This window comes from Paenibacillus arenosi (genome assembly GCF_014841135.1).
Taxonomy (GTDB): Bacteria; Bacillota; Bacilli; order Paenibacillales; family Paenibacillaceae; genus Paenibacillus_B; species Paenibacillus_B arenosi.
In genome coordinates, this window is the sequence record NZ_JACYTN010000033.1 from 13,362 (window position 1) to 39,816 (window position 26,455).

At 37.7% G+C, this 26,455-nt stretch carries 20 protein-coding genes; 2 read left to right on the plus strand and 18 right to left on the minus strand.

Annotation, left to right across the window (positions count from 1 at the left end):
• Positions 1-147 precede the first annotated feature (147 nt).
• The 16 genes from pcrB to IFO66_RS23925 all read right to left on the minus strand — a co-directional run bounded on the left by pcrB (position 148) and on the right by IFO66_RS23925 (position 18,788).
• Complete coding sequence (gene pcrB / locus IFO66_RS22080) at positions 148-900, minus strand: heptaprenylglyceryl phosphate synthase (RefSeq protein WP_420488695.1); 753 nt, start codon at positions 898-900, stop codon at positions 148-150.
• Between the two features lie 491 nt (positions 901-1,391).
• Positions 1,392-2,798 carry an undecaprenyl-phosphate glucose phosphotransferase gene (locus tag IFO66_RS22085; RefSeq protein ID WP_192027198.1) on the minus strand — a complete coding sequence of 469 codons (1,407 nt, stop codon included), beginning with the start codon at positions 2,796-2,798 and terminating at the stop codon, positions 1,392-1,394.
• Positions 2,799-2,871: 73 nt separating this feature from the next.
• Positions 2,872-3,759, minus strand: a complete 888-nt coding sequence (locus tag IFO66_RS22090) for a glycosyltransferase family 2 protein (protein WP_192027199.1) — start codon at positions 3,757-3,759, stop codon at positions 2,872-2,874.
• Positions 3,760-3,900: 141 nt separating this feature from the next.
• Entirely contained in the window at positions 3,901-4,818 is a 918-nt protein-coding gene (locus IFO66_RS22095) for a glycosyltransferase family 2 protein (protein WP_192027200.1), read from the minus strand.
• A 24-nt stretch (positions 4,819-4,842) separates the two neighbouring features.
• Positions 4,843-5,682, minus strand: coding sequence for a dTDP-4-dehydrorhamnose reductase (rfbD, locus tag IFO66_RS22100; RefSeq protein WP_192027201.1), 840 nt, complete (start codon positions 5,680-5,682; stop codon positions 4,843-4,845).
• Positions 5,679-6,701, minus strand: a complete 1,023-nt coding sequence (gene rfbB / locus IFO66_RS22105; RefSeq protein WP_192027202.1) for a dTDP-glucose 4,6-dehydratase — start codon at positions 6,699-6,701, stop codon at positions 5,679-5,681. The genes rfbD and rfbB overlap by 4 nt, the downstream gene beginning before the upstream one ends.
• Before the next feature lie 12 nt (positions 6,702-6,713).
• Positions 6,714-7,262, minus strand: a complete 549-nt coding sequence (rfbC, locus tag IFO66_RS22110) for a dTDP-4-dehydrorhamnose 3,5-epimerase (protein ID WP_192027203.1) — start codon at positions 7,260-7,262, stop codon at positions 6,714-6,716.
• A gap of 18 nt (positions 7,263-7,280) precedes the next feature.
• The gene (locus IFO66_RS22115; protein WP_192027204.1) at positions 7,281-8,024 is read right to left on the minus strand and encodes a sugar phosphate nucleotidyltransferase; all 744 of its coding nucleotides are present in this window, start codon (positions 8,022-8,024) and stop codon (positions 7,281-7,283) included.
• Positions 8,025-8,053: 29 nt separating this feature from the next.
• The gene (locus tag IFO66_RS22120) at positions 8,054-8,464 is read right to left on the minus strand and encodes a GtrA family protein (protein ID WP_192027205.1); all 411 of its coding nucleotides are present in this window, start codon (positions 8,462-8,464) and stop codon (positions 8,054-8,056) included.
• Positions 8,465-8,507: 43 nt separating this feature from the next.
• The gene (locus IFO66_RS24420; protein WP_192027206.1) at positions 8,508-8,876 is read right to left on the minus strand and encodes a DUF2304 domain-containing protein; all 369 of its coding nucleotides are present in this window, start codon (positions 8,874-8,876) and stop codon (positions 8,508-8,510) included.
• Positions 8,873-9,583 (minus strand): glycosyltransferase family 2 protein, encoded by a 711-nt coding sequence (locus IFO66_RS22130; protein ID WP_192027207.1) that lies wholly within the window; start codon positions 9,581-9,583, stop codon positions 8,873-8,875. Before IFO66_RS22130 ends, IFO66_RS24420 begins: the two co-directional genes overlap by 4 nt.
• 16 nt (positions 9,584-9,599) lie before the next feature.
• Positions 9,600-12,062, minus strand: a complete 2,463-nt coding sequence (locus IFO66_RS22135; protein WP_192027208.1) for a DUF7657 domain-containing protein — start codon at positions 12,060-12,062, stop codon at positions 9,600-9,602.
• An 82-nt stretch (positions 12,063-12,144) separates the two neighbouring features.
• The gene (locus tag IFO66_RS22140) at positions 12,145-14,616 is read right to left on the minus strand and encodes a glycosyltransferase family 2 protein (RefSeq protein ID WP_225445985.1); all 2,472 of its coding nucleotides are present in this window, start codon (positions 14,614-14,616) and stop codon (positions 12,145-12,147) included.
• A gap of 16 nt (positions 14,617-14,632) precedes the next feature.
• Complete coding sequence (locus IFO66_RS22145; protein ID WP_192027209.1) at positions 14,633-16,201, minus strand: class I SAM-dependent methyltransferase; 1,569 nt, start codon at positions 16,199-16,201, stop codon at positions 14,633-14,635.
• Entirely contained in the window at positions 16,198-17,415 is a 1,218-nt protein-coding gene (locus tag IFO66_RS22150) for an ABC transporter ATP-binding protein (RefSeq protein ID WP_192027210.1), read from the minus strand. The genes IFO66_RS22145 and IFO66_RS22150 overlap by 4 nt, the downstream gene beginning before the upstream one ends.
• Positions 17,416-17,429: 14 nt before the next feature.
• Entirely contained in the window at positions 17,430-18,788 is a 1,359-nt protein-coding gene (locus IFO66_RS23925) for an ABC transporter permease (protein WP_225445986.1), read from the minus strand.
• A 136-nt stretch (positions 18,789-18,924) separates the two neighbouring features.
• On the opposite strand from IFO66_RS23925, the gene IFO66_RS22160 reads away from it, so the two are divergent.
• Entirely contained in the window at positions 18,925-21,381 is a 2,457-nt protein-coding gene (locus tag IFO66_RS22160) for an O-antigen ligase family protein (protein ID WP_192027211.1), read from the plus strand.
• Between the two features lie 39 nt (positions 21,382-21,420).
• Here IFO66_RS22160 and galU read toward each other — a convergent pair whose 3' ends face one another.
• Positions 21,421-22,293: a UTP--glucose-1-phosphate uridylyltransferase GalU gene (galU, locus tag IFO66_RS22165; protein WP_192027212.1), complete on the minus strand. Its 873-nt coding sequence runs from the start codon at positions 22,291-22,293 to the stop codon at positions 21,421-21,423.
• A 134-nt stretch (positions 22,294-22,427) separates the two neighbouring features.
• On the opposite strand from galU, the gene galE reads away from it, so the two are divergent.
• The gene (gene galE / locus IFO66_RS22170; RefSeq protein ID WP_192027213.1) at positions 22,428-23,429 is read left to right on the plus strand and encodes a UDP-glucose 4-epimerase GalE; all 1,002 of its coding nucleotides are present in this window, start codon (positions 22,428-22,430) and stop codon (positions 23,427-23,429) included.
• 231 nt (positions 23,430-23,660) lie between these two features.
• Here galE and IFO66_RS22175 read toward each other — a convergent pair whose 3' ends face one another.
• Entirely contained in the window at positions 23,661-26,213 is a 2,553-nt protein-coding gene (locus IFO66_RS22175) for a U32 family peptidase (RefSeq protein WP_192027214.1), read from the minus strand.
• Between the last annotated feature and the right edge of the window lie 242 nt (positions 26,214-26,455).

The following is a 26,455-nucleotide window of genomic DNA, read 5'->3' on the forward strand; positions in this document are numbered from 1 at the left end:
GCTCCTTTCTATATAAATAGGTTGTCCTGTTTAGCTTGATTATCTCATGTATCATAGAAGAAAATTGAATGCATTGAGTTCTTCCGCAAACAGAGATATGACTCTATCTACAGTCTGCCGTTATTCAATAGGTTGTCTTAGCCTATTCTACACTTTGTCCTCTTTAGCGATCTTCTTAACTGCGTTTACCGTAGCCAATGCTGCCGCCATATCTTCATAAATGATATTCCCTACAACAACTACATCCGCAGACTCAGCAGCCTGCTGCGCTTGTTCTACCGTCTTTATACCGCCACCGTAAATAACAAATGCCTGACTGACTGCTGATTGAATTGCTTTAACTGTATCCATATCTCCAAATGTACCGCTATACTCCACATAAACGAGCGGAAGCTGCATGAGCTTGTCCGCTACTTGTGCATAAGCGACAGCTTCTTTTTTAGATAGAGCTGCATTCGCTTCACTCACCTTTGCCGCTGTGCAATCCGGATTAAGTATTAAATACCCTTCAGGGATAAGCAGATCCCAAGGCATCATATACCCGTACTGCTCAATTGCACGCTGATGCTGGCCAACCAACCAGTCTGGATTGGTCGTGTTAAGTACCATTGGAATCAAGTATGCGTCAAATCCAGGAACAACTGCATCCAAATCAGACACTTCCTGAACTGCTGGCAGCTCATAACGACGAATACGCGCCATCAGGTCTACTGTATTATCAAATGTTATTCCACTAGACCCTCCAACGATAATAGCATCTGTTCCTGAGAGACACACTTTATCTAATGCCTCATCACTGATTTCCTTATCAGGGTCCAGCTTAAACACATGTCGCCATGTTGGCAACTGTATATCATCAATTGCACTTCTATGTGCTGTTGGCTTTATCGAAGCTGTCACGCTGTTACCTCCACTCTAACCTACACCCGTTGTTCTAAGACGAGTTTCCTACCTGAATGTTTGGCTCGGTTACGCCCAATAAAAATAAGTCTAAGTGAGTATGTAGGGGGTGTCAATGCGAGTATGATGAGCTGTCAGAAAATGAAGGCATGGTATAGATAAGCTACTTAGTATACGAATGTACGTTCTAACTAAATTGTATAAAAAATACTCCGCATTGTCACGTGTGACATTTTAGACGGAGTATCATTAAGACATACCTATGATTAATCGTAAAATTGACGAACAGCACCTATCTAGGCTAACCATCTCCATAGAAACAAAATGGTTACCCACAATAATAACCCTAGAAGTATCCCGTTCAACCAACCACGCCCGGTTGTACTTTCATCCCATGAATCTGGTGCCTGCTTCATAAACGACCAACTCCCCTTCTCTAAGAATGTTATTCTCAGTCTGGGGAGTTTTTTCTTCATTTTATACCTATTGTGCTAATAAGCGTTTTTGTTTACAAATCCATTCCAAATCGTCTTCCAAATAATTTTAATATCAAATAATAAGGACCAATTCTCAATATAGAAAATATCGTGACGAATGCGCTCTTCAATGGATGTATCGCCACGAAGACCATTGCTTTGCGCCCATCCTGTTATGCCAGGTCTTACGTGATGCTTAACCATGTACTTCGGAATTTCTTCTTTGAACTGCTCTACAAAATAAGGCCGTTCAGGGCGTGGCCCCACTACACTCATATGACCAAATAGCACATTAAAAAACTGTGGCAGTTCATCCAGACTCGTCTTCCGCAAAAAACTTCCGAACTTTGTTTTACGTGGATCATTTTCCGTGGTCCAATGTGTATCTGCCGTATGTACCGTATCAACTCGCATAGAACGGAATTTGTACATATTGAAGTTTCGTCGATTTAAACCCACACGCTCCTGCTTGAAAATAATAGGGCCGCGGGAGGTTAATTTGATGCCAATAGCAATTGCGACCATAACAGGTAACGTTAAAAGAATTGCTGTAACCGCAAATAAAATGTCAAAGCTTCGCTTAAATATGCGATTGCTCATCATATCCAACGGAATATCCCTAACGTTTATAAGAGGCATACCAGCAAAGTTATCGAAGAATGGTCTAGCCGGTAAATAATCAAAGAAGTCAGGGATAATTAGCGTACGTACTCCCGCTTTTTCACACACATTAATTAGCGTTGGAAATTTATGATGTGCATCAAGTGGAAGAGCAATAATAACTTCATCAATAAGTTGCTTATTCAAGGTGTCTTCCAGTTCATTCAAAGTGCCAAGTATCGGTTTGTACGCCTTTTCATCATCTCGATCCCATACAGCATGATCATCAAGGAATCCCACCACTTCGTATCCTAATTCAGGTGAATAGGATAGATTGGAATAGAATCGCTTACCTAATGAACCCGCTCCAACAATAAGAATGAACTGTTTGTTATATCCCTTTTGTCTAACTGTACGCAACGTTAGCTTCACTGCATATCGATACAAAATCGTCAGTAATGTAGCTGTTGTAACAAAAATGGCTAGATATTCACGAGAAATGTGAACTTCCTTCATCACGAACAACAATCCAAACAGTATGAACAAACTTATTACTTGCGTTTGAACGATACGTATGAGTTGGTCTGCAAAGCGTTTCTTGCGATGAATCATGTATAGTGAAGTTAGAATGCCGATAAATAGGAGAATAATTGCATAGGCACCAGACCACGTAAGATAACTGTTAAATGGAAGAGCAGAGTCCCCTGCCAGCAGTCCGCTCTTGAACTTGATCCACCAAGCGATACCCATGGCTACAGCGACACATACCATATCAAACAGCATATACATATTGGTTAAAAACCTTTGGTTTTTGCGAATCATATTGACCTCAACCTTATTTCAATGATTTACTTTCATTTCCTATTATAGCTCAGTTTCTATGTTTAACATATAGCTATTTTTTATTAGTGATCAAAGCTTTCACCTTAAAACAGGTATTCAGCGCTAATGCTACTGTTGTCTTAGCCGCAATGCCTGCATACATCAATGCATTCACCCACCACGGATAATGTTTGGCAAAATTTTTCTTATGAAGAAGGTAAATGGCTCTATGAAATTCATACGTGATTTTGTACGGTTTGTTGCGACTACTAGCTCGTTTTAAATGAAGAATGGATGTAGCAGCGTGGTAATAGTTTACCCATCCTGCCTGCTGAATACGATAGCACCAATCTACATCTTCACCATACATAAAATAATCTTCATCCAGCATACCAACCTCTTCAATCGCTTCGCGCCGTACCATCATAAATGCTCCTACTAGGCAATCGATCGGGTAGGATCCATTCTCGTCCAAATCCTCACGATGATAGGCATTATATTTAGGGCTATTTGGAAAACGCTTGGAGACACCAGATACATAATAAAACGTTGCTGTCGGTGTTGGAAAACCTCGCTTGCAGGCTTTGTCTAAGCTGCCATCTGGCAGTACCACTTTGCATCCTGCTGAACCAACTTCAGGATGCTTATCCATAAACCGAATCATCGTATCGAGGGTATCCGGTTGTACAATAGTATCAGAGTTAAGAAGTAGGATGTATCTACCCTTTGCAACGTGCATTCCTTGATTATTCGCTTTGGAGAAGCCAAGATTATCTTTGTTCTCAATAAGATGAATATATGGATATTGTTGTTTCACCGCGACTACTGTATCGTCTCTTGAAGCGTTGTCCATTAAGATAATCTCGTATTTATATTCAGTAACTGAATGTAAGACGGAAGCTATGCAGTTCAAAGTTAATTGCTTCGTATTATAATTCACAATAATAATGGATAGATCCATAATTTATACTCCTTTATAGCAGCAACATTCAGCTTAATTAGCTAAAATCATTCCTAAGCTTTCGTTATAATTTCACTACCACTATATGTGACTATAACACAAAACCGACAGCTATTGGGTCATCCCTCACTGTCGGTCTCTTTAGATATAGCCAATCATAATTAGAATTTGAAAAAGTCTTTGTTCCAAGGATGACTGACGATACAGTTTACACTTCTTTAAATACTGATATCGTTGCAGCAAGCTCGGCCTTGAGGCAAGGAACCACTGTAATTGTTCCTGCTTATGAGCGTCTAGTAAATGTGAATAATGTTTAGAGAATTCTTGTGCTTGACGAACTAACAGTCGCTTGCCTTTATGTTTACGAAAACTAGCCCATTTCTTCCCTACTATCTCCCACCTGGATACATTACCGCCCACGACATTATTTTCATGCTGCCTATACAAAATAGAGGGCTCTGCATCGTATAATACTTCTCCTAAAGCAGATAGACATAAGTACGCCCACCAATCATGCATCAGTAATGCGCTATCATCCACCTGCTTCTGAATAAGCAACTCCCGAGCTTTTTTATTAATTGTTATTGTAGCTCCTACAGCAATATTTTGAATCAAAGCATTGTTAAAGCTAGGCTGTCGAAGGGGAGGTGTTGGCCATATATTTAACTTATTTAGTCGATGGTCAACCATTTGAGTAGATGTAAAAAACATAGTAGGTTGATCTTTTACACCAATTTTACTCACAGACCTCTGAACTTTATCAGGCAACCAAATATCATCTTGATCACAGAAACAATAGTAATCATAGACACTGTCTGAAGCTTGTAGAAGTTCCATGAAGCTTCTCACAACACCCTTATTTCCCCCTAGAATCAACCTTATCTTACCCGGATATGACTCCATATAGGACTCAATAACAGGTATCGTGCTGTCCGTAGAGCCATCATCACGTATTAAGATAACGATATTGGGATAGGTTTGTTCGATAATACTATCGAGTTGCTGCCTAATATACCGCTCTCCATTGTAGGTAGACAATAGCACTTGGACTCCACTCAATTTGTAACACTCCCTATTTTTTTACTAACTGCCTTGTAAATAGCGCTTTAGTGCATCCTTCCAATGCGGGAGTGTATCAAAACCATTGATCCGAATACTTAGTGATTCCATTACAGAGTACTTCGGACGGGGAGCTGGACGAGGAAATTGCTCCGTCGTACACGGAAGCAATTCCACGTTGATTCCACTCTGTTTGAATATTTCCTCTGCAAATTCAAACCAGCTACAAACGCCTGAATTGGATACATGATATATACCATATCGAGCAGTCTCCACTAATTTTAATAAGAACTGCGCTAAGTCAACCGTATACGTTGGAGAGCCAATTTGATCATGAACAATCGACAATCGATCTCTTTCCACACCAAATTTCAGCATCGTTTTCACAAAATTAGCACCGTACTCTCCGAATACCCAAGAAGTACGAACAATGAAATAACGTGACGAAAGAGACTGTACAAGTACTTCTCCTGCACGTTTCGATTTACCGTATATTCCTTGGGGATTGGTATTGTCGTACTCATGATATGGCATAGTTCCCTGCCCATCAAATACATAATCAGTACTAATATAGACCAGTTTTGCACCAATAGCCTCTGTCGCCTCTGCTACATTACGAGTGCCAACTGCATTAACAGCATATGCTTGTTCAACATCCGCTTCAGCCTGATCTACAGCTGTATAAGCCGCGCAATGGATGACAACATCAGGCCGCTCATCAGTTAACACTTGTTGACAGCGCTCCTGATCAGTAATATCCAACTTTTCACGGTTGCAAGCTACAACACAATGTCCCGAATCATGAAACAGCTGAACAACATCTTGCCCTAGTTGTCCATCTGCACCAGTTACTAGAACTTTCATTCTTTGTCACCTAAGCGATCCGCATACTGCTTATTGTAGTACTCTTTATAATCACCCGAGAGGATTCTCTTCCACCAATCTTGGTTATCCAAGTACCAGCGAATTGTCTCTTTAATACCAGTCTCAAAATTATGTTTTGGTTTCCAGCCTAGTTCAGTTGTAAGCTTCGTAGCATCGATTCCATATCGACGGTCATGACCAAGTCGATCATCAACATAGTGAATTAATGATTCTGGTTTGCCAAGCTGTTCTAAAATAGTTTTTACGATTTGAATATTCGTACGCTCGTTGTTTCCGCCTACGTTGTAAACTTCACCGTTTACCCCTTTATGCATAACTAGATCAATTGCACTGCAATGATCCTCTACATATAACCAGTCACGAATATTAAGACCATCTCCATAGACAGGAAGCTCCTTATCTGCAAGTGCGTTAGCAATCATCAATGGAATCAGCTTCTCTGGGAAATGATACGGACCATAGTTATTTGAGCAACGTGTGATGTTAACAGGAAGTCCGAATGTCTCGTGGTATGCACGGACAAGCATATCCCCTCCTGCTTTACTTGCAGAGTAAGGGCTGTTAGGAGCTAGTGGAGTATCTTCAGTGAACAAACCAGTCTCTCCGAGAGAACCGTAGACTTCATCTGTAGATACTTGTACATACTTTTTAATATTATATTTTTTCGCAGCATCGAGCAAAACTTGAGTACCTTGCACATTCGTCTTAACGAAAATACCTGGATCAAGAATTGAGCGATCAACATGCGATTCAGCAGCAAAGTTGACAACAACATCTATTCCTTTTTGGAAGATTCCATCCATAGCTGACGCATCAGCGATATCTGCCTTAACAAAAGTGTAGTTAGGGTGATCTTGGACAGCTTGCAAGTTTTCAAGATTCCCTGCATAAGTCAGTGCGTCTACATTAACGATTTGATAGTTTGGATATTTATTAATCATGTAAATAACAAAGTTGCTGCCGATAAAGCCGGCACCGCCTGTAACGAGTAATTTCACGATTTGTTCCTCCTACTCAAAATTTATTTCTGCCTCTTGTAAAAATGGTAGTTGTTCATCTTTAGCTGATAATATTGGGTTTGATGTTGGCCAATCTATGCCTAATGCCGGATCATTCCAATGAATGCCGCGATCGTGCTCCTGAGAGTAATACTCATCAACTTTGTAAAAGACTTGCGTATTTGGTACTAACGTACAGAAACCGTGCGCGAATCCTTTAGGTACAAGGAGTTGGCGCTTATTGTGCTCACTTAAGACAATACCAACCCATTGTCCAAATGTAGGAGAGCTTTTACGAATATCAACAATAACATCATAGATTGCACCGGAAACTACACGAACAAGCTTCGTTTGAGCTTTATCATTTAGTTGATAATGCAGACCTCTTATTACTCCTGTTTCCACGGATAAAGATTGATTGTCTTGAACAAATTCATGCTTGATCCCTAGTTCGCGAAACTTCTTCTCATTGTAACTTTCCATAAAAAAGCCCCGGTGGTCACCATGGACCACCGGTTCAATTAAGCATGAACCTTCTAATGCTAAAGGAATGACTCTCATCTCAAAATCCTCCTATAATTACAACTTCAATACTCCGAACTCTACTCCAAATGTAATATCCTTCGCCATCTCATTTGCACGAGCTAAGGAAGCATGTGTGCCTGCATCAGTCCACCATCCTTGAAGTACGTCAAATGTAAGTTCTCCACGTTGAATATATGCATTGTTAACATCTGTGATTTCTAATTCACCACGTCCAGATGGTTTCAATGTTTTGATAATATCAAACACAGCGGAATCAAACATATAAATCCCTGTAACCGCGTGATTACTCTTCGGCTGCTTTGGCTTTTCTTCAATAGAGACAATTTTATCTCCTTCAAGTTCAGCTACACCATAACGCTGCGGATCATGAACTTCCTGAAGAAGAATTTTCGCTCCATTAGCTTGCTTACGGAAGTTATCAACATATGGTGCAATGTCATCTTCAAATACATTGTCTCCAAGAATAACAACCATCTGATCATCACCAACAAAATGCTCTGCTAAATCTAGGGCTTGCGCGATGCCTCCCGCTTCATCCTGTACTTTATACGTAAAGCTTACGCCCATTTCATGGCCGCTACCCAGTAAGCTAACAACGTCTCCCATGTGCTCTTTACCCGTTACAATAAGGATATCTTGGATATCCGACTGTTTTAGTTTTTCTACCGCATGAAAAATCATTGGATATTTCCCCACAGGGAGTAGATGTTTATTTGTTACTTTCGTTAATGGAAATAATCGCGAACCTGTTCCACCCGCTAAAATAATACCTTTCATTTTAAAAAACCTCCTATAATTTTCTGATTTTAAGTTTTATTTTCATTAAACACCCAATATCTATTAATCATATAATTAAAAATGGGTACTAAAATAATGGCTACTCCCTGTCCAATTATATAGGATAGGTTGAAAATATCTACCGTTATATACATTATAAAGATATTTAAAAGCAAGCCGCAACTACATACAAGTGCATATTTCACAAAAATGGTAGTCGAAGAATTCGCTTGTTTAAAGGTCCAGATGGAATTTAATACATATGAAATCACTAGGGAAAATACGAAACCAATTATAGTCCCACCAATAGGGTGCATCTCAAATACTTCTACCATTAATGCAAGCATACCGCTATGCACTATAGTACCAATAACCCCTACCAGTCCATATTTTAAGAATCCAGATATAGCGTTTTTATTAACTCTTAATTTTCCCCTCATCAACGTCACAAGACTAGAAAAGCATTGTAAAAGTATTGCTTTTCTAGTCTTTGCTTCCCTTCTTTAATAAAGATGCATTTAATTCATTCCTAAGTAATCCTAATTCTTGTGTTAGTTTTTTAGTTTGATTCGTTAGATTAGAGATAATAACTGTGAATCTATATAAAATGGTAAAGACCACAGCAAAAGCTATTAAAAACAATGCATTTACAGGTGTTTCAATATAGATATTACTAGATATAAAATTAAGGACACTAGGGAAAATCGATAGAATAAATGTTATTAAAATAAGCCCCAACCAGAGTAAGGTGTATTTTAGTTCCAGCTTATACTTCCTAATATTGTTAAGCAAAAATATTAATAATAATATATTGCTGATAATAAGAATTAGCTGTAGATTAAATGGAATCATACGTGTTCCGCAATCTCCTTATCTTGATTCCTTAATCGATCGATTATGATAGCTAAGGATACCTTTATCATATAGTACACAGCTTTAATAGAATTAATAGATGATATACCATTACTTCTCTCATTCATTACTACCGGAATCTCTTTAACTACTAAATTATTACGTAATAACGTCACAATAGTCTCTGGTTCGGGATAGTCTACTGGATACTTTGCTGCAAAGAAATTAATTACTTTCTTGTTACACGCTCTAAAACCTGATGTCGGGTCCGTTACTGTTTTGTTAGTTAACATTTTAATCAGATATGTAAAATGCTTAATTCCTATTCTTCTCATTAGGCTAGACTGAAATCCTTCTTTTTTAATATACCGAGAGCCGATTACCAGATCTGCTTGGTGATTAATGATAGAATCAACTAGCAATTCAATATACGCAGGGTCATGTTGTCCATCACCATCAATCTGGATTGCTATATCATAGTTATGCCGTGATGCATAAAGATAACCTGTTTGAACAGCACCACCAATACCAAGATTAACAGGTAAATCAATATAATTAGTACGCATATTTTTGCAAATTTGAACAGTAGAGTCAGTTGAGCAATCGTTAATAACAAGTGTATCAATATCTAGCTGCGTTAATTTATTAACTAACCTTTCAATATTACCTTCTTCATTATAAGCCGGTATAATAGCAAGTATTTTCATTTATTTTACACCTCCATCATGAGCGATTATCAAGTACACGATAAATGTACAAACCAGAGTCATTATCGTAATAAATTTCTTCATAACTATCAGAGTTTATAATAGATGGTGACAATATATATTTTATTCCTAGTTCTTGTAACTCAGAATGATTAATATTTACTCTAATAACATCTAACTGCGTCAATTCAAAGTTTGTATCATTATCAGTAACGTTAACAATTACATGTGCATATCTATTGTATATATCTTCAAATTCAGATTTCACATCTATTTGACTCCATAAATTCATATCGGGGGTAAAATGAACACTGTTCATGGATTTAACACCCAACGCTATTAGCAACTGACCATTAAAAATACTTTCTGTGGCTACCCATGTTTGATTAGGGTCTTCCAATTCAATTTTTTTAATTTGATTACTGATTTGCAAGTTCTTTATCGAGTCAGTCCCCTGAGCAACTGGATTAATAAAGACCCCCGAAATTATGATTGGTAGAAACAGAATAATGAATTTCTTTAAATTTCCTGATAGCAACAAATAATTTAACATAGTGAAAATTATAATTGTTCCTATAGCAAGTGTAACACCTAAATAATCTTTCATGGGGCTACCAAAAATAGATATACTATATAAAATGAAAATTACGCTTGTAAGAACTATTTTATGTTTGTAGTTAAACATTTTATGTTTGTATATCATATTAATCATCCAAACACTTAAAAACACTCCGAGAAATCCAAAAGAGATATGAGCAACTCTAGCTTCTTGCACATACGAAAACAAAGATAATTTAGCAATAATTTTCGGGTAGGTCACGAAAAGCCAACTTAATTGAAACATTAAATATCCAAATAAAGCAATAATAATCCTTTTATTATTTTTTTCATACTTAATGATGAAAATAAAAGTCAGAATTAATAAAGGAGCAAAATTATAATATGAGGCCAGTTCACTCTGATTACTATAACTAACTTCTTTAAATGGGAGTAGCCAATTGATTAAATACGTCTGTAACTCATAATAAGGTAAGGATCCTCCGGTAATAAGTCTCTCACCAGGGTAAGCAGTATTCAGAAGCAACTTTATATCATCGAGTGCATAATAAATAAAAAATGCTATAGCAGCAATTGCATATAAAATCGATAATATAAGCACATACCACTCTTTTTTAACCAACTTGAATGCTTGAGAGTCTTTCACCATCATTGAGCCGAGCATAATCAATACCAAAAATGCTAAAGGTACCTGAACAGGAGGATACAAAATCGTTGTAAACCCTATTCCACAGATCACAAAAAGAATAATAAAAATCGAACGAAGATTACATTTTTCTTTAAAATGAACAAAGTATAGAAGTGAAACTATCATACCTTCTGTCAATAAAATGAGGTCAGAAACTGCTGCAGGCGTGTCGTACCACCATTGAATACTCGGTGATAGGGCAACCCAAAGACCTCCAAAAAGAGAAAGTAGCTTGCTTCTATTTGTTAAGAACATGCATATTTCAAAACTCAGTAAAAACAACATTATTATTTTAAAAGACCAATACCATGACAAACCAAAATCTTCGCCAAAAATGACAAATCCCCAGAAGTACGGCTTCCCTACTATATCTAAACTTATAGCTGGTACATTTAATAGTAATGCATTCATTCCCATAGATTTGATATCTGAATTGATAACATCAAATCGATTATTTACTTGAGAGAGTAACCAAGGAGTGTGAACCAAAAATTCATCCGACCTAATTGTTCTCTCTTTACCCAATAATGTAGTTTTACTCTGATCAGCTAAATTTTTATTAATTTCACTTTCCCAAAGTCCAATAGATGAGCCATGTAATTTACCAACAACTAAGACTATAAACACCATTCCTGCAATGATATATCTTTTTCTAACAATCATATCTGGATATTTAAATACAATTAATACTAAACCTATAATCAAAAGTGTAAATATTTCTAATTTTAAAAGATGAATAATATTTATATGAAAGGTAATATCTTTATTAAGAATAATTTCATTAATCTGTATTCTTTGGTCTTTTTTCGTACTTACATCGATCCGGATGGATTCAATTTTCAAGGAATTATCTAAAGGAATTCTATGGATGTTTTTTCCGTTATCTACTCTAACAAGATGTGATGCCTGTTCACTAAAATCCGGATTGCGAGAGTCGGTGTAAAACACTTGAAGTGTATCTTCCCCATTTAGATAGTCAATATTAAGATATATTTCAGAAACATATTTATTTATGTTAGTTAAAATATACTGAGAATCTTCATTGGTGGTATTAATATAACCATCCACGACATTTAATCCTACGGCACCAGCTTCATGATTAGTTAAATTATAATTTAGACTATCAGTAATTTTACTCTTAATATATTCTTGATTGTTATATAGAACGTAAAACAACGCTACTAGAACGATACAAACTGCAGCCAAGAATATTTTCTTGTATTCTCTTCTCAAATCAGTGCCCCCGGTAATAGTCACATTCAAAGTGAATGAAAAATGAGAATTCTTTATTTAAGATAAAGTATATTACATTAAATCACTTATAAGAGAAATCTTCCCGATCCAGGGTTAAATTAGGGCTGTAGAACGGATCCACATATCCTCCCCACTTTTTATGGAACAATGCAATTTCACCTTTAAACCTCTCAATTTTTTCTGGCGTATCCTCTGCACCTCTTGATATTGATTCATGATGATACATTTCAGCAAAAGGGGTAAAGATAACTTGATAACCCATCGCTCTTACTTTCAAGCAAAAGTCAACATCATTAAATGCCACTTTAAATCGTTCATCTAATCCTTCAACTTGCTCGAAGACTTCTTTTCGTACCATTAAGCATGCAGCTGTTACAGCACTGAGGTTTTGGACAATCTTGAGTCTTCCCTTGAAACCATCAACTTCTCGCGGGAAATATTTATGAGAATGACCTGCCACTCCTCCAAGACCAATAATGACGCCGGCATGTTGAATCGAGTTATCTGGATAATAAAGCTTAGCACCCGCGATCCCTACATCACTTCTCTGAACGTACATCAACATCTCTTCTATCCATCTCGGGGTAATAATTTCGATATCATTGTTAAGCAATACAAAATGTTCACCAGAGGCATATTTTGCTCCAAAATTATTAATAGCCGAATAGTTAAATCCGTCTTTCCAAGTCACTATTTTTATTTGTTCATTACCTTCAAGAGATTTATAATAATCAAATATCTCTGGTGTTGTACTATTATTTTCAATAATGATTATTTCATAATTCTTATATGTGGTCTCTCTTAAAATAGAATCAATACATATTTTAAGCGTTTCATATTGATCCTTGTTTGGGATTAGAATAGATACTTTTGGAGTTCCCGTTAATTCATATTGAGTCCGATATGATGTGACTAGAGTATTATCTTGAACAGTTCCTGCCAACCCAACTCGTTCTAAATGAGCATACAGTGCCTTTTTAGCCGCATCCATTGTATATGTTTTTGCTGAAACATTACTTGCTGTTGAATTAAGATGGCTCCTCCAATGATACAGAATCTTCGGGATATGTATAATACCTTCCGCCTGTTCTGTTAACCTTAATATTAAATCATAATCTTGGCTTCCATCAAAATCGCTATTGAAAACACCAACTTTGTCGAGTAGCTTTTTACTGAACACTGTGAAATGACATATGTAATTATAGCTTCTCAAAGTATCAGGCGACCAATCAGGCTTAAAATGAGGATCAAAGTATTCATGACCTTTTTCATCAATTTTGTCCTCATCTGAATAAATAAAATCTGGTCTATTGTTCTCATTAATAGACTTAACGACCTCGTATAATGCATCAGGTGTAAGGAGATCGTCATGATCAAACAATCCGATATATTTACCTGTTGCGAGAGATAGCGCTTCATTACTATTACCAGATATCCCTTTGTTTTCATTGAGAAACTTCACTTTTATTCTACTATCTAGCTTGGCGTAATGCTGCAATAAATCTTTTACTTCAACAGACTTGCTATCTCCATCTGCAATACACAACTCCCAGTGACTGTACGTTTGTTGTCGAACTGATTCTATCATTTCTATTAAGAAGCTCTTAGGTGTATTGAATGTTGGTACAACAATACTAACAAGAGGTTCATAATTAAAACCTTTGTTTTTTTGTTGGTCCAACTCGTCAGCAGAAGCTCTATGATGCAAGTACCAATTGTGATAGCTTATCGCTGACTGCTCAAATGTAATCTTTGATTTCAAAGTACTATAAAAGAATGAAAAACCATGTTTTTTCATCATTCTCATGCCATTAATAACATTTCTTACTCTTATACTACGAATAAACCGCACATATTTCTTCCGGAGATTTCTTTTTTTCTCACGTTCTATTTCTTTAAGATTGATAATATGTGTATGTTTGCACAATCCATCTTTGAATTCGATTATTATATTCGCATCATTTTTGTCTAATTTATATTCAAGATGAAATCCTTTTTTGACTCCTTTATCCAAATCATACGCCTGTTCAACGTCTGCTCTTTCAGCTCGATTTATAATACAGGTCTTTTCAGATTCACTTTTGATTTGTATGTCGACTAAGGTATCCATCAAGGAAAATCCCCATCCAGATACCGTCATCTTGTTCTCATTAATGGCAACTTTATCGATATTAAACTTTACTGTAGATATTCCTCGTTCACTTAGTAATGAACCTAAATGCAATGTTTTAAGTAATGTGTAGTCTTTGGGAAAAGCTGCAACAACATCAATGTTACTAATCTCATTTTCTGTATCTACAATCGTTTTCAATTCGAAACCACAAATCAACTTTTCCGATACATCGAAGTGTTGTTGGACATCCTCTCTTGCAACGTAGTTAACATCGCTACTAATAGATATCTCATCCACAACTATTCTTATTGCAGGTACTTCATTTGTATTAGGATCATAACACCAGCCCGAAATGGACAGATGCACTTTTTTATCTATAAGTTCAATATTTGTATCCTCTATGCAATACCTTGTATTCATCAGTTTACTCCCGAGTTTATTTTTTTATCACTCTTCTAATTCGTTCAATATATTTCCATGCCTTAGTTGAATAGATTTGATTAATTTCATCATTAAGTCTCTCAATCTCCAACGAATCTACTCTTTGTTTTTCTTTCAAATAATTATATTTGTCGATCCATACTTCAGCATTATGTCTAGCACTTAAACATTGCTCTTCCAAACCTAAATATTGCTCTCTCAAGCTAGAATACTGCTCTTTCAACCCGGAATTTTCTGAACTAATATCTTCTATTTGTCTATGAAGAGCTTCATAATCTGCACGAGCCTTTTCATCGGTTTGCTTTATCTCAGATACAATATTATGTTTAATTTCGCTCATAACATCAATTAGCCAATATGGCTTGCTTCCAATTAAATGTTCGCATTCTAATGATATTTTTGAAATAGAGCTCATATGTTCTAACTCAAAGTGCAAGTTGGGATCATCATAATTAAACACATAAGTATTCTTACTTAGGACATTCGGGCAACTATCAATCTCTACATATTTAACTTCCGATCCATCATCTGCAAATAATCGTATATTCGAAATTCTGAATACTCCTTTATAATAAGAGGGATCTATTCTAAAGGCTTTAATAGTTTTCGGTTCAAAGTAAAAAGTATAATGAGATGATGTATCATTATAAATTAATTTATAACTACTCTTTTCATTAAAACCCGTACCCTCATCCACATAGACTTGAACATAGTCATGCTCTTCAACGCACTTATCTTCTAAAGGAATCAGGCTTGCCTTAATTCTGAAGAAAGTACCTTCTATTGCCTTTAATCTCTCCAGCTTATCGAAAAATTCTAATTCACCCTCAGTTTGCAATGGGATAGCTTCTAAGTTTTCTTCATACTTTGAGGCAATAATGATTTGACGGTATGCTTTATCACTATAATCAAATGGATAAATTTGAGAATTATAATATATATCCATTTGATCGCGGTAGATATTAAGTCTAGTATCTGCTGCAGCTACAAAATGAACATTCATCATTCTTTCCCAAATATCTAAATCTCCATGTGAAAAAGTTTTGAATTTTATTTTGTTGCTTGTCAAAAAAGATAATGTTTCATCTAATACAGGCAACCCATTATCAAAATGTTCTTGCAACCATATAAAATCTTTACCATGCAATGCTTTATATACAGCATTAACTCTTTGTTCTGCCCTTCCTAATTCATAAGAATGGAAAGGTGCCGTTAATACGAACCCTAATGAACTTACTCTAGTAAGCTCACTTAGAAACTGTTCACGCAGTTCTGAAGGTATATGTTCAAATACGTCTAGAGCAACCACGATATCAAAAGACTCATCACAAAAGTCCATTTTTGTGGCATCTCCCAATACATATTTCGGGTTACTAAGTAATTCATCAGGGAGTGAAATATCCAAATAAGTTATCTCATCATTCGGTAAAAATCGCTCTAAGTTTTGATGTTCATTTGCACCAACTTCTAGTATTTTTAACTTTTCACTTCCTGGCCTTAAATGATTAATCATGATTTCAGCGCTCTTATATCTCTGATATTGATCAAATATTATATTATTCATTTCATCACATCCCATCTATGATCCATATAGAATTTGCCTTCACTAAAATATTTATTAGTTACTTGGAACGTGTGAATCTCTTGTTTGTATTCTAAACAGACTATACCTTCATTGTTAAAAATCCCTACATCAACCCCATATTTCCCACCTAATAATTGCAATTTAGGGATTGTATATTTAACTTTATGCCTTCCTATACCGTTTGGAATAGAGATATTTTCTAGATGCGTGTTTGGCCCAAAAACATATTCACGATCTGGTGTATAAATTGCGACGCCCAGCAAAAAACCTTCTATTTCTTTTTGATATATTTCATATTCTATCGTTACTTCCAATGGATCGAAAGTCTTTAACATTTCATTATTTATCTCGACATTCGTGATACTGGCTATAATATCCGGATTGCTAGGTATAACAAAATTATTGTCCTCATTTGACTGCTCCAGAACATCACTAACTTCAAGCTTATCTGATTTCACATGTTCATACTTCATATAGTCTTCATAAAGGTCTACAACTTCGCTTGACTCACCACTCGCCTCAACATTACCATTTTTAATCCAAATTGCCTTATTACAAAATCTTTTCACCTGTTCGGTAGCATGGGAAACGAATAAAATAGTTGTTCCATTTTCTTTTAGCTCTTTCATCTTATTAATACACTTCGTTTGAAATCTAATATCCCCAACAGCAAGTGCCTCATCGACAATCAATATATCTGGATCAACATTAATAGAAACTGCAAATGCAAGTCTGGCAAACATACCACTTGAATAAACCTTAACCGGTTGATCAATAAATTGCCCAATGTCTGCAAACTCAATTATTTGCTGCATTCTACTTTTCATCTCTTCTTCAGAAAAACCCATCATAGTTCCATTAAGCATAATATTTTCTCTGCCAGTATAATCAGGATTGAAACCTGCGCCTAGTTCAAGTATTGCGGATACTTTACCCCTAACAGCAATATCGCCATCCGTTGGAGTAAGAACTCCGGTGATTATTTTAAGCAGTGTAGATTTGCCCGATCCATTCTTGCCCAGTATTCCAAGAGCATCTCCTCTGTTAACTTGAAAGCTAATTCCGTTTAGAGCTTTAAACTCTGTATAGAATTTCTTTTTTCTTATTGATAGTGCTTCTTTCAAACGGTGTACAGGATTATCATATATTTTGTATATTTTCACAACATTCTTAATATCGATTATAACACTCATAAATTATCCCTCATTTACAATACATCTGAAAAATGTGGTCTCAACTTTCTAAATACTTTCAACCCTATTGTCAATAGTAAAATACAACTAAACCAGAAATAGATAGTTTGGTAAGGGTGTTGCCAGAAATAAATTTGATTAATAAACGAATCCCTAAATCCATTTACAATGTAAAACATAGGATTTAGTTTAAAAACAAATAACCAAAAATCAGACAACATCGTATAGGACCATACGATAGGAGTAAACCAAAAACCGATTTGTATTACAATCCCTATAATTTGATATAAATCTCTGAAAAACAGTACTACTGCTGATGTGATATAAGAAATTGATATTGTTAGTAATATCATACACATGGAATAATAAATAATTTGCAAATAATATAGATTGGGGTAATACCCGTATGCAGCACTAACAGTAAACAATAAGAGTACAAAGAACAAATTCACTATCAAGGCCGATACAATTCTAACAATCGGTAAAACTTCAATGTTAAAAACTACTTTTTTCACTAAGTAACTATATTCAACAAATACATTCGTAGCATTAGACCAAGCTTCAGAAAAATAGAACCACGGAACTATACCTACCATGAACCACAAAATAAAAGGTACATCCATTACTGATGCGCTTTTCAAACCTACTTGAAATACAAACCAATATGTTAAAATAATAAGTAAGGGCTGAATAAACCCCCATGTAATCCCTAAATAAGAAGATGAGTATTTAGTTTTAAAATCATTTTTTGCTAAACTAAATACAAGGTTTTTCCTTCCGTACATTTCTATAAAAAGTGACTTCACTTGTCTTAAATTAAATAAAGAAAATGTAAATAAAGCAGCTGCTATTATACTTAATAACGCGATCATTGCCATTTTAGTATAATTAATTCCGTTTTTCGCCAAATCAAAATAGCTACCTAACTTTAAAGTCACATAGGGATCATCGCCTTTAGTTTTAAATTCCATATGCTTAATATTCATTTGAACTTGGTTCGTTTGTTGCACGATTTCTTCTAGATTTACCTTTACGTTTTTTGCTCCGTTTAACGATAAATCTTTAATTTCTATTTTTTGTCCCGACTTCTTACCTAAGTCAATTCGTACTTCGTAGCTATCCAGCGGAAGAGTATATTTCATAGAGTTCCATTTAGTAGGATGCTCATATGCTTCAATAATTGAATGTTCTTCAGTCCATTGTTGGTTAGAATTTGAACGATAAAACAATTGGTAATCGTCTTGGGAATTGGATTTCACTTCAAATCTTAGATCGATTTTAAGATTATCTTTATAATACAAATGTAAAACATTAAAAAATAATATACTAAATAAAAACATGATTCCTATACTTAACAATTTTCTATTCTTCATAGTTAAATTCGTGCTCCTATACATAATAATAAATATAATTGTAAACTTTTAAACTACCCTGTCTTGGCTGTCTGTTACAGTAATCTCGTTTGTGCTACAATAATTGACGTACATTAACAGTAAAGGAGAGTAAAACTTGTCGACATATGGATATGTAAATCCATCTTCTAATGGCGGTAAAGATTCGATTTCGCGCCCTTGGATTATGGTTGGAATCGTCGTGCTTTTTTTAATTTGGTCACCATTTAGGACTGCTTTGTTCAATGGACAAATTAGCTCTTTTGAAGAGCCAATCTATGCTGCCGTGCTCTTTTCAGCGATACTAGGCTTTGTAATGATACCCACAATTGCTAAACAATTCAAGTGGACTAGCCAGCGCGATACTCTTATGCTACTTATATTTTTACTTCCAATTAGCTACGGAGTTTCGCTAATTAACGCAGCTTCTTCTTATCTTGCTGTTAATATGCTGCTAATTATGACGTTATATGCGCTGTTTTTTGTCGCCTCGTCTATTATAACGCAAGATGGTGTCTTAAATCGAATTATATCAATAACTTTAATTGCTACTTCTTATATGATTGTCCTGTTCGGATTGCTTCATTGGCTAGGAAATGGGCCGAGTGTGACATCATTAGTAAAGTGGCTCGGAGTACCACTGTCACTAGATGGACAAGTGTATCATGATGCAGTTATGTCTGACTCTAACGGAGCGCGTCTAACATCCGTCTTTCAATATGCGAATACATACGCAGCATACATTATGGCATTCTTGTTCGCAGCGCTTTATCTCATAGGAACAGATAAAAAATGGTGGGGCCGAGGCATTCATAGCTTAATGCTTGTACCAATGATTCTATCTATTTTCCTTACGTTGTCTCGTGGTGGACTTGTATTGCTGCCAGTAGTATTCGTAGTGTTGTTGCTATTCTTGAAACCACATCGCCAGATTATATGGATTGTACATCTACTAATAAGTGGTATAGCAACTATTCTGATCTTAAATCCTGTAACAGAATTAGGGCTTCAATTACAGCAGACTTTCAATACAGGGCAGTCTTTAAGCGGATGGGCGTATATCTTAGTTGCATCCCTAATCTCAGCAGCATTAACGCTAGCTGTAGAACGTTGGGTTACTCCTTTGCTTGAACAAAAACTAAGCCGTCTTTCTGCACGTAAAGCTTCATCTTTCTTTATTCCAGTAGGCGGTGTTGTACTAGGGACAATTGTAATTGCACTCCTTGCAGGTACAAGTGCAAAAAATATACTTCCTGAGAATATCAAAGTTCGATTCGAAAACATTAACTTTGAGCAGCATAGTGTTCTTGAACGTATTACTTTCTATAAAGATTCTGCTAAAGTAATAGCTGACTACCCACTCATTGGTGCCGGTGGTGGTGCATGGGCAGCGTTATATGAGGAATATCAAAATAACCCTTATACATCTCGTCAAGCTCACAGCTTCTTTATGCAGTATGCAGTTGAAGTTGGATTGATTGGTTTCATATTGTTTATGGGCATTTTGATTTACATTTACACACAATATATTCGTTCTTACATTCGCGCTTCAGAAGAGAAACGCGAAAATTATTTCTTGTACTTTATTATTGCAACATCTATTCTTGTGCATAGTTTAATGGACTTTAATATGAGCTACGTGTTTATAGGTGTACTTGTATTTATTTCACTAGGCGCCATGACTGCCGCCATAGATGACAAACCATTGAAACGCTTCACTTGGCAACCGAAAAAGGTACGTATCGTATTTAGTAGCATCATAGGAGTACTGTCTCTAACATTACTTATTACTGCAAGTGTATTTATAAGTGCAGCAAACGGCCATGCTCAAGCTCATGAAACAGCTCAAAATTCTAATAATTTCAATGAAATCATTGAGCCGCTTGATAAAGCGTTAAGTATACGTCCTACTCACCCTGACTATGTGAGATTTAAGACATCCCTATTAGTTCAGGTATATCAACAAACCCAAGATGATGCTTATTTCAATGAGGCAAAAGATTTATTGCTATCTACTCTAGAACATGAGCCTTCCAATCGGAACTTATGGAATCAACTTGTATCTGTGTATGCCAGCAAAGGAATGGAAAAAGAAATTTATGAAATTTTCCATCAAAACAAAGAGCGCTATGCCTGGCAGCTTGAATGGTATGAGGAGTACATGAAGATTTCCTCCCGCTTAGGGTATGTGTCACTTGAAAATGAAGAGGAAAAGAAGAAATATTTAAGCTCTACGTTACAAGCACTTAAACATATTGAACAAGGTATGGAACATCTCAAAACATTGCCTAAAGGGCAGCTACAGGGTGATCCGTTCCATATAACTAACAAGGTAGCCTTGTATGCTGGTCAAGCTTATTATTTATTAGGTCAAACTCAAGAGGCTCATGATATAATGAAACCTCACTTACAGGTTGATCTTAAGGATCAAACGAATCGCGAGCTAATGAGATGGTATCTAGCATCTGTACAAAAGCTCGGATTGAAAGACGAAGCAAATCTAGCAAGCTTACTCACAGCTGATCCTAATGAACAAGCTCAGCTCGATTCATTAGTAAATTTGAAGCTAAATTAACCATAAAAAATGGCGTGGGATTAATCCCACGCCATTCTTCTATTTACTTTTCTCTAGTTGCAACTCCATGAATTTTAGAAGCTCATCTCTTAATTCAGGACGTTGAAGTGCAAAATGAATCGTAGTCTCAATAAAGCCGAGCTTCTCGCCAACATCATGACGTTGTCCATCAAAATGATAAGCTAGCACTTGCTCCTCTTGACCAACAGCTGCAATCGCATCCGTTAACTGTATTTCTCCATTAACCCCTACTTCTTGAGCTTCTAGAAGATCGAATATTCTTGGTGTAAGTATGTATCTACCCATAATCGCCCAGTTCGAAGGAGAAGTTCCTACAGGCGGCTTCTCAACTAGTCTCTCGGTAGCCATAATACGTTCAGTTATTTGACGTCCTGCTACAACTCCATACCTAGAAACCTCTTCCCAAGGAACAGGTTGAACCCCCACTATAGATGATTCATACTGCTCATACACATTAATCATTTGTTTTAGACAAGGCTGTTCTGCTTGTACAATATCGTCTCCAAGTAGTACTGCAAATGGTTCATTACCTATAAATTTACGAGCGCACCAAATGGCGTGCCCTAATCCACGCGGCTCCTTTTGACGAATATAATGAATATTCGCCATATCTGAAGACTTGCGAACTTCTTCAAGCAAAGCAAGTTTTTCTTTTTCCATCAACATATGCTCGAGCTCAAAGTAATTATCAAAGTGATCCTCAATTGCACGTTTTCCTTTACCCGTAACAATAATAATATCTTCAATTCCTGATGCAACTGCCTCTTCCACGATGTATTGTATGGTCGGCTTGTCTACGATAGGAAGCATTTCTTTTGGCATTGCCTTAGTAGCAGGCAGGAATCTCGTCCCTAGACCTGCAGCAGGAATGATGGCTTTACGAATCTTCATTTGGTCATCCCCTTAGCTTTGATTTATAATCAAGGTAAAAGGCATCAAAAAAATTTCTACCTTTTACCAATTCAAAACATTATACTACAATTTAAGCTTTAATACCTATTACTAAAATCAACAGGAGGGAATTCATGAGCATTCTTGTGACAGGCGGTGCAGGATATATTGGTTCTCATACCGTACAGGCTTTACTTGATGGCGGATATAAAGTCATTGTCATTGATAATCTCACCACCGGGCATATTAAATCTATCGACCAAGACCGAGGGCAAGTTCGGTTCTATCAGTGTGATATTAGAAACAAAGAACTAATTAGCCGTATTCTGCACGAACATTCCATTGAATCCGTTATTCACTTTGCTGCCAGCTCGTTAGTAGGAGAAAGTATGAAGGAGCCTTCTAAATATTATGATAACAATGTGTATGGAACTCAATGCCTGCTGGAAGCAATGTCATCCCAAAATGTAAAACATATCGTTTTCTCATCGACTGCTGCTACTTATGGCAATCCAACGCATGTGCCTATACTAGAAACGGATCCAACCATGCCAACAAACACGTATGGTGAAACGAAGCTTACAATGGAGCGTATGATGCGATGGTTTGAGCAGGCATACGGAATGACCTATGTAGCACTTCGATATTTCAATGCAGCTGGAGCTAGCAAAAACGGGACAATTGGTGAGGATCACACACCGGAAACGCATCTTATTCCGCTTGTGTTGCAGGTTGCTTTGAATCAGCGAGAGCATATTTCTGTATACGGCGATGATTACGATACTGCGGACGGTACTTGTATTCGCGATTACATCCACGTATCCGATTTAGCGGACGCTCATGTTAAGGCACTCCAGCACCTACAAGATGGTGGTGCTAGCAATGTATTCAACCTCGGCAACGGTAATGGATACACTGTGCTAGAAATTATAGAGGCTGCACGCGTTGTAACCGGCCACTCCATTCCAGCTCACATGGAAGCAAGACGTGAGGGTGATCCAGCTATCCTCATCGCGGATGCCTCCAAGGCTAGAGAACAACTGAAATGGATTCCCCAGTGGACGAATATTCAGCAGATCATTGCTTCTGCTTGGAAATGGCATCAGGCGAATCCGAAAGGTTATGCTGGTGAATGATAGATAGGCTTTAACAAGCACAATTTGTTTCATTAAAAATCCCTCTACACATCTCCTGTTTAGCAGGAACGTTTAGAGGGATTTATTCATTGCACGGCAACTATCTATTTACTTTTCAAATAAGCTCTCTAGCAAACGCACAAGTTACATCTACATCTACATCTACATCTACATCTACATCTACATCTACATCTACACGTCAATTATAGGTGTAATTTATGAAACGCTCTATTACTTCACCAACTGACCGCGCGTAACACCAAGCTGGTTCGTTGCTTTCAACTTACGCCATACTTGCGTACCGCTAACCTGTCCACGCAAAGCTTGCTGGTAAAGGTCAATAACCTCAGAAACCTGCTCTGGTGTCTCTTCTAGGAACTCTACGCGATAAGACGGCACGCCCAACTCCATAAAGTTGGCCAAGTATTCTGCACCCGATTGCTCGATTGCGTTGTACACCGTATTACGGCAGCCTTCATCAACACGAACTGGGTGAGACATTCCGATACGGTCACGCAAAGAGATGTTGTGCTCCTCACAAGGACGGCCACAGTTCGTATAGTCTGTACCTTCACTTAGGAATGTACAGTACGTACAATGCTCTGTATGGAACATCGGCAAATGCTGATGAATAACGATTTCAAGCTTGGACGTTTCAGAGCGGCCCAACATATCGACCATTTGCTGAATATTTAGGTCATACGAAGGTGTAATTTTGTCCAAACCTTCTTCCATGAACAATTGAACCGCTTTATGATTCGCAACGTTCAAAGAGAAGTCACCGATAATTTGCGGGAACTTACCGTATTCCAGCTGGACATCAGCAGGCACAATACCTTCCGCAATTTGTTTCTCCCACTCCGCTTTCGCTCGCTGATAGAAATACAATGCTCCTGTATTACGCACCAATACTGCATCTGGCTTCAGCTTCAAAATGTTGCGATGGTATCCGTTCTCGTTCGGCATATGAATACGCGGCGTTACAAGCGCAATTGGCTTGCCAGCAGCACGACATGTTTCGATTGCAGCTGGGAACTGTTTAATAAATTCGAAGTCAGCGTAAATCATTGCTACATCCGTCTTCACCGCAGTTTGTACCTGCTCCAGCGTACGGCACAGCGCTGTTAGCTGCGCTTCGCCATAAGCGATACTAGTATGCTCAACTACCGCATCCGCCAATACATCCACGTCATGCTTCACATAGACAGGAGGCTTTGGTCGCTCGCCAGCCAAATGATCCACAGCACGACGGCGAATCGCATTCAACTCGCGCATTGGTACGATAACGTCACCTTCCAGCGTTACGTCGATCTGTTCCAATTGGTACACCGTACCGCCAAGACGGCCAAATTGCTCTTCCAACAAAGCTTTGTCCATCGGACGCTTCTGCGCTGCTTCCAATGCCATCTCGGAAGCTACCTCAACCGTTGTACCCTTTTGCACATCTGTCCACCACGTACGCATTGGTTCGCCTACACGACCTTCTACACGCACATGCATCGGAAACACCTTATAAGGCTTCTCCGTATCAAACGTAGCACGCATACGCTTATCCAACGCCTGGTCACTTGTCTTCCAAATCTTATCACCAACTTTAACTCGACGAAGATCCACATCGCTGCGTCCTGGAACAATGTCCACGACCCAGCCTTCTTCCGCTTCGCCTTCGAGCTTAACGCCCTTGCGGCGAAGATCATAAATGCGGCCGCCTTCTTCCTTCTTCGTCGGATCGCCTGCATCAAAGCCAATGCCGTCTCCGCGCTTCAATGGCGCTTCGATCTTACACACGACGCCGTCACGCAGCACCTGTTCAACGCGTCCCACATACACACCGCGGCTCTTCGGGAACGTACCGTCTACGAGCTGCTTATTGTTCGTGCCACTCAAGAAGCCATGCGTAAATCCGCGAGAGAAGCTCTGCTGTAGCTCACGTACCTCTTCCTTCGTCGGGCCAGTCCACGTACCAGCGAAGTAATCATCGATCGCTTTACGATACTTACTCACTACGTTAGCAACATATTCTGGCTGTTTCATACGGCCTTCAATTTTAAAGGAAACAACGCCCGCTTCGATCAAATCAGGTACAAGCTCAATCGCCGCCAAGTCCTTCGGTGACAACAAATACGTGATATCACCCATCGGTTGATGCTCACCGTCTACCATCATGTCATATGGCAAGCGGCATGCTTGTGCACATTCACCGCGGTTCGCAGAGCGCCCGCCCCACATCTCGGACGTCAAACATTGTCCAGAGTAGGACACGCACAATGCACCGTGCACGAATACTTCAAGTGGTACATTAGCCGAATCAGCAATCTTCTTAATCTGCTTCAAGTTATTTTCACGACCAAGCACGACCCGCTCCATATCATAGGGTTTCGTAAACTCAACCGCTTCAGGAGACGTAATCGTCATCTGAGTCGAACCGTGAATCGGGAAGTCTGGCGACATCTCACGAATCATTTTTACAAGACCCAAGTCCTGTACAATAACCGCGTCAACCCCAGCGTCGATACATGCATCGATTAACGCTTGCGCGTCTTTTAATTCATCTTCAAATACAAGTATATTGAAAGTCAAAAACCCTTTAACTCCATAGCTATGCAAATAGGCCATAATGTCTGGTAGATCATCCATGCGGAAGTTATTTGCACGCGCACGCGCATTGAACTTCTCTACACCAAAAAATATTGCATCTGCTCCGTTTGCAACAGCAGCTCGCATGCAATCCCAATCTCCAGCCGGCGCCAACAACTCTATATCTTCTCGTCTAATATCTCTCATTCTCATCCTCCGTAAGTTGCGTTAAGCACTAACTATATAGTTTACCCCATTCCCCTGCTTCGATCTACCTAAAGTGATCATTTGCCATGAGTTCCATCACAAAAAGACACCCCTAGGGGCAATGTCATTAAGTTAAGGCACAGGATCAAAAATTAAGAACAAGAGTAGGTTTATCGAAAAAAGATAACCTGCTCTTTTTTGCGCAAAAATGAGAAATAGCACTTGACAAGCAGATGGAAATG

Bases quoted from the DNA above. Each gene is read 5' to 3' on its own strand.
- IFO66_RS22175 (WP_192027214.1), bottom strand. From the start codon at position 26,213: ATGAGAGATATTAGACGAGAAGATATAGAGTTGTTGGCGCCGGCTGGA.
- IFO66_RS22085 (WP_192027198.1), bottom strand. From the start codon at position 2,798: ATGATTCGCAAAAACCAAAGGTTTTTAACCAATATGTATATGCTGTTT.
- galU (WP_192027212.1), bottom strand. From the start codon at position 22,293: ATGAAGATTCGTAAAGCCATCATTCCTGCTGCAGGTCTAGGGACGAGA.
- IFO66_RS24420 (WP_192027206.1), bottom strand. From the start codon at position 8,876: ATGATTCCATTTAATCTACAGCTAATTCTTATTATCAGCAATATATTA.
- rfbC (WP_192027203.1), bottom strand. From the start codon at position 7,262: ATGAGAGTCATTCCTTTAGCATTAGAAGGTTCATGCTTAATTGAACCG.
- IFO66_RS22140 (WP_225445985.1), bottom strand. From the start codon at position 14,616: ATGAATACAAGGTATTGCATAGAGGATACAAATATTGAACTTATAGAT.
- IFO66_RS22115 (WP_192027204.1), bottom strand. From the start codon at position 8,024: ATGAAAGGTATTATTTTAGCGGGTGGAACAGGTTCGCGATTATTTCCA.
- IFO66_RS22130 (WP_192027207.1), bottom strand. From the start codon at position 9,583: ATGAAAATACTTGCTATTATACCGGCTTATAATGAAGAAGGTAATATT.
- IFO66_RS22145 (WP_192027209.1), bottom strand. From the start codon at position 16,201: ATGAATAATATAATATTTGATCAATATCAGAGATATAAGAGCGCTGAA.
- rfbD (WP_192027201.1), bottom strand. From the start codon at position 5,682: ATGAAAGTTCTAGTAACTGGTGCAGATGGACAACTAGGGCAAGATGTT.
- IFO66_RS22120 (WP_192027205.1), bottom strand. From the start codon at position 8,464: ATGAGGGGAAAATTAAGAGTTAATAAAAACGCTATATCTGGATTCTTA.
- galE (WP_192027213.1), top strand. From the start codon at position 22,428: ATGAGCATTCTTGTGACAGGCGGTGCAGGATATATTGGTTCTCATACC.
- IFO66_RS23925 (WP_225445986.1), bottom strand. From the start codon at position 18,788: ATGAAGAATAGAAAATTGTTAAGTATAGGAATCATGTTTTTATTTAGT.
- IFO66_RS22150 (WP_192027210.1), bottom strand. From the start codon at position 17,415: ATGAGTGTTATAATCGATATTAAGAATGTTGTGAAAATATACAAAATA.
- IFO66_RS22090 (WP_192027199.1), bottom strand. From the start codon at position 3,759: ATGGATCTATCCATTATTATTGTGAATTATAATACGAAGCAATTAACT.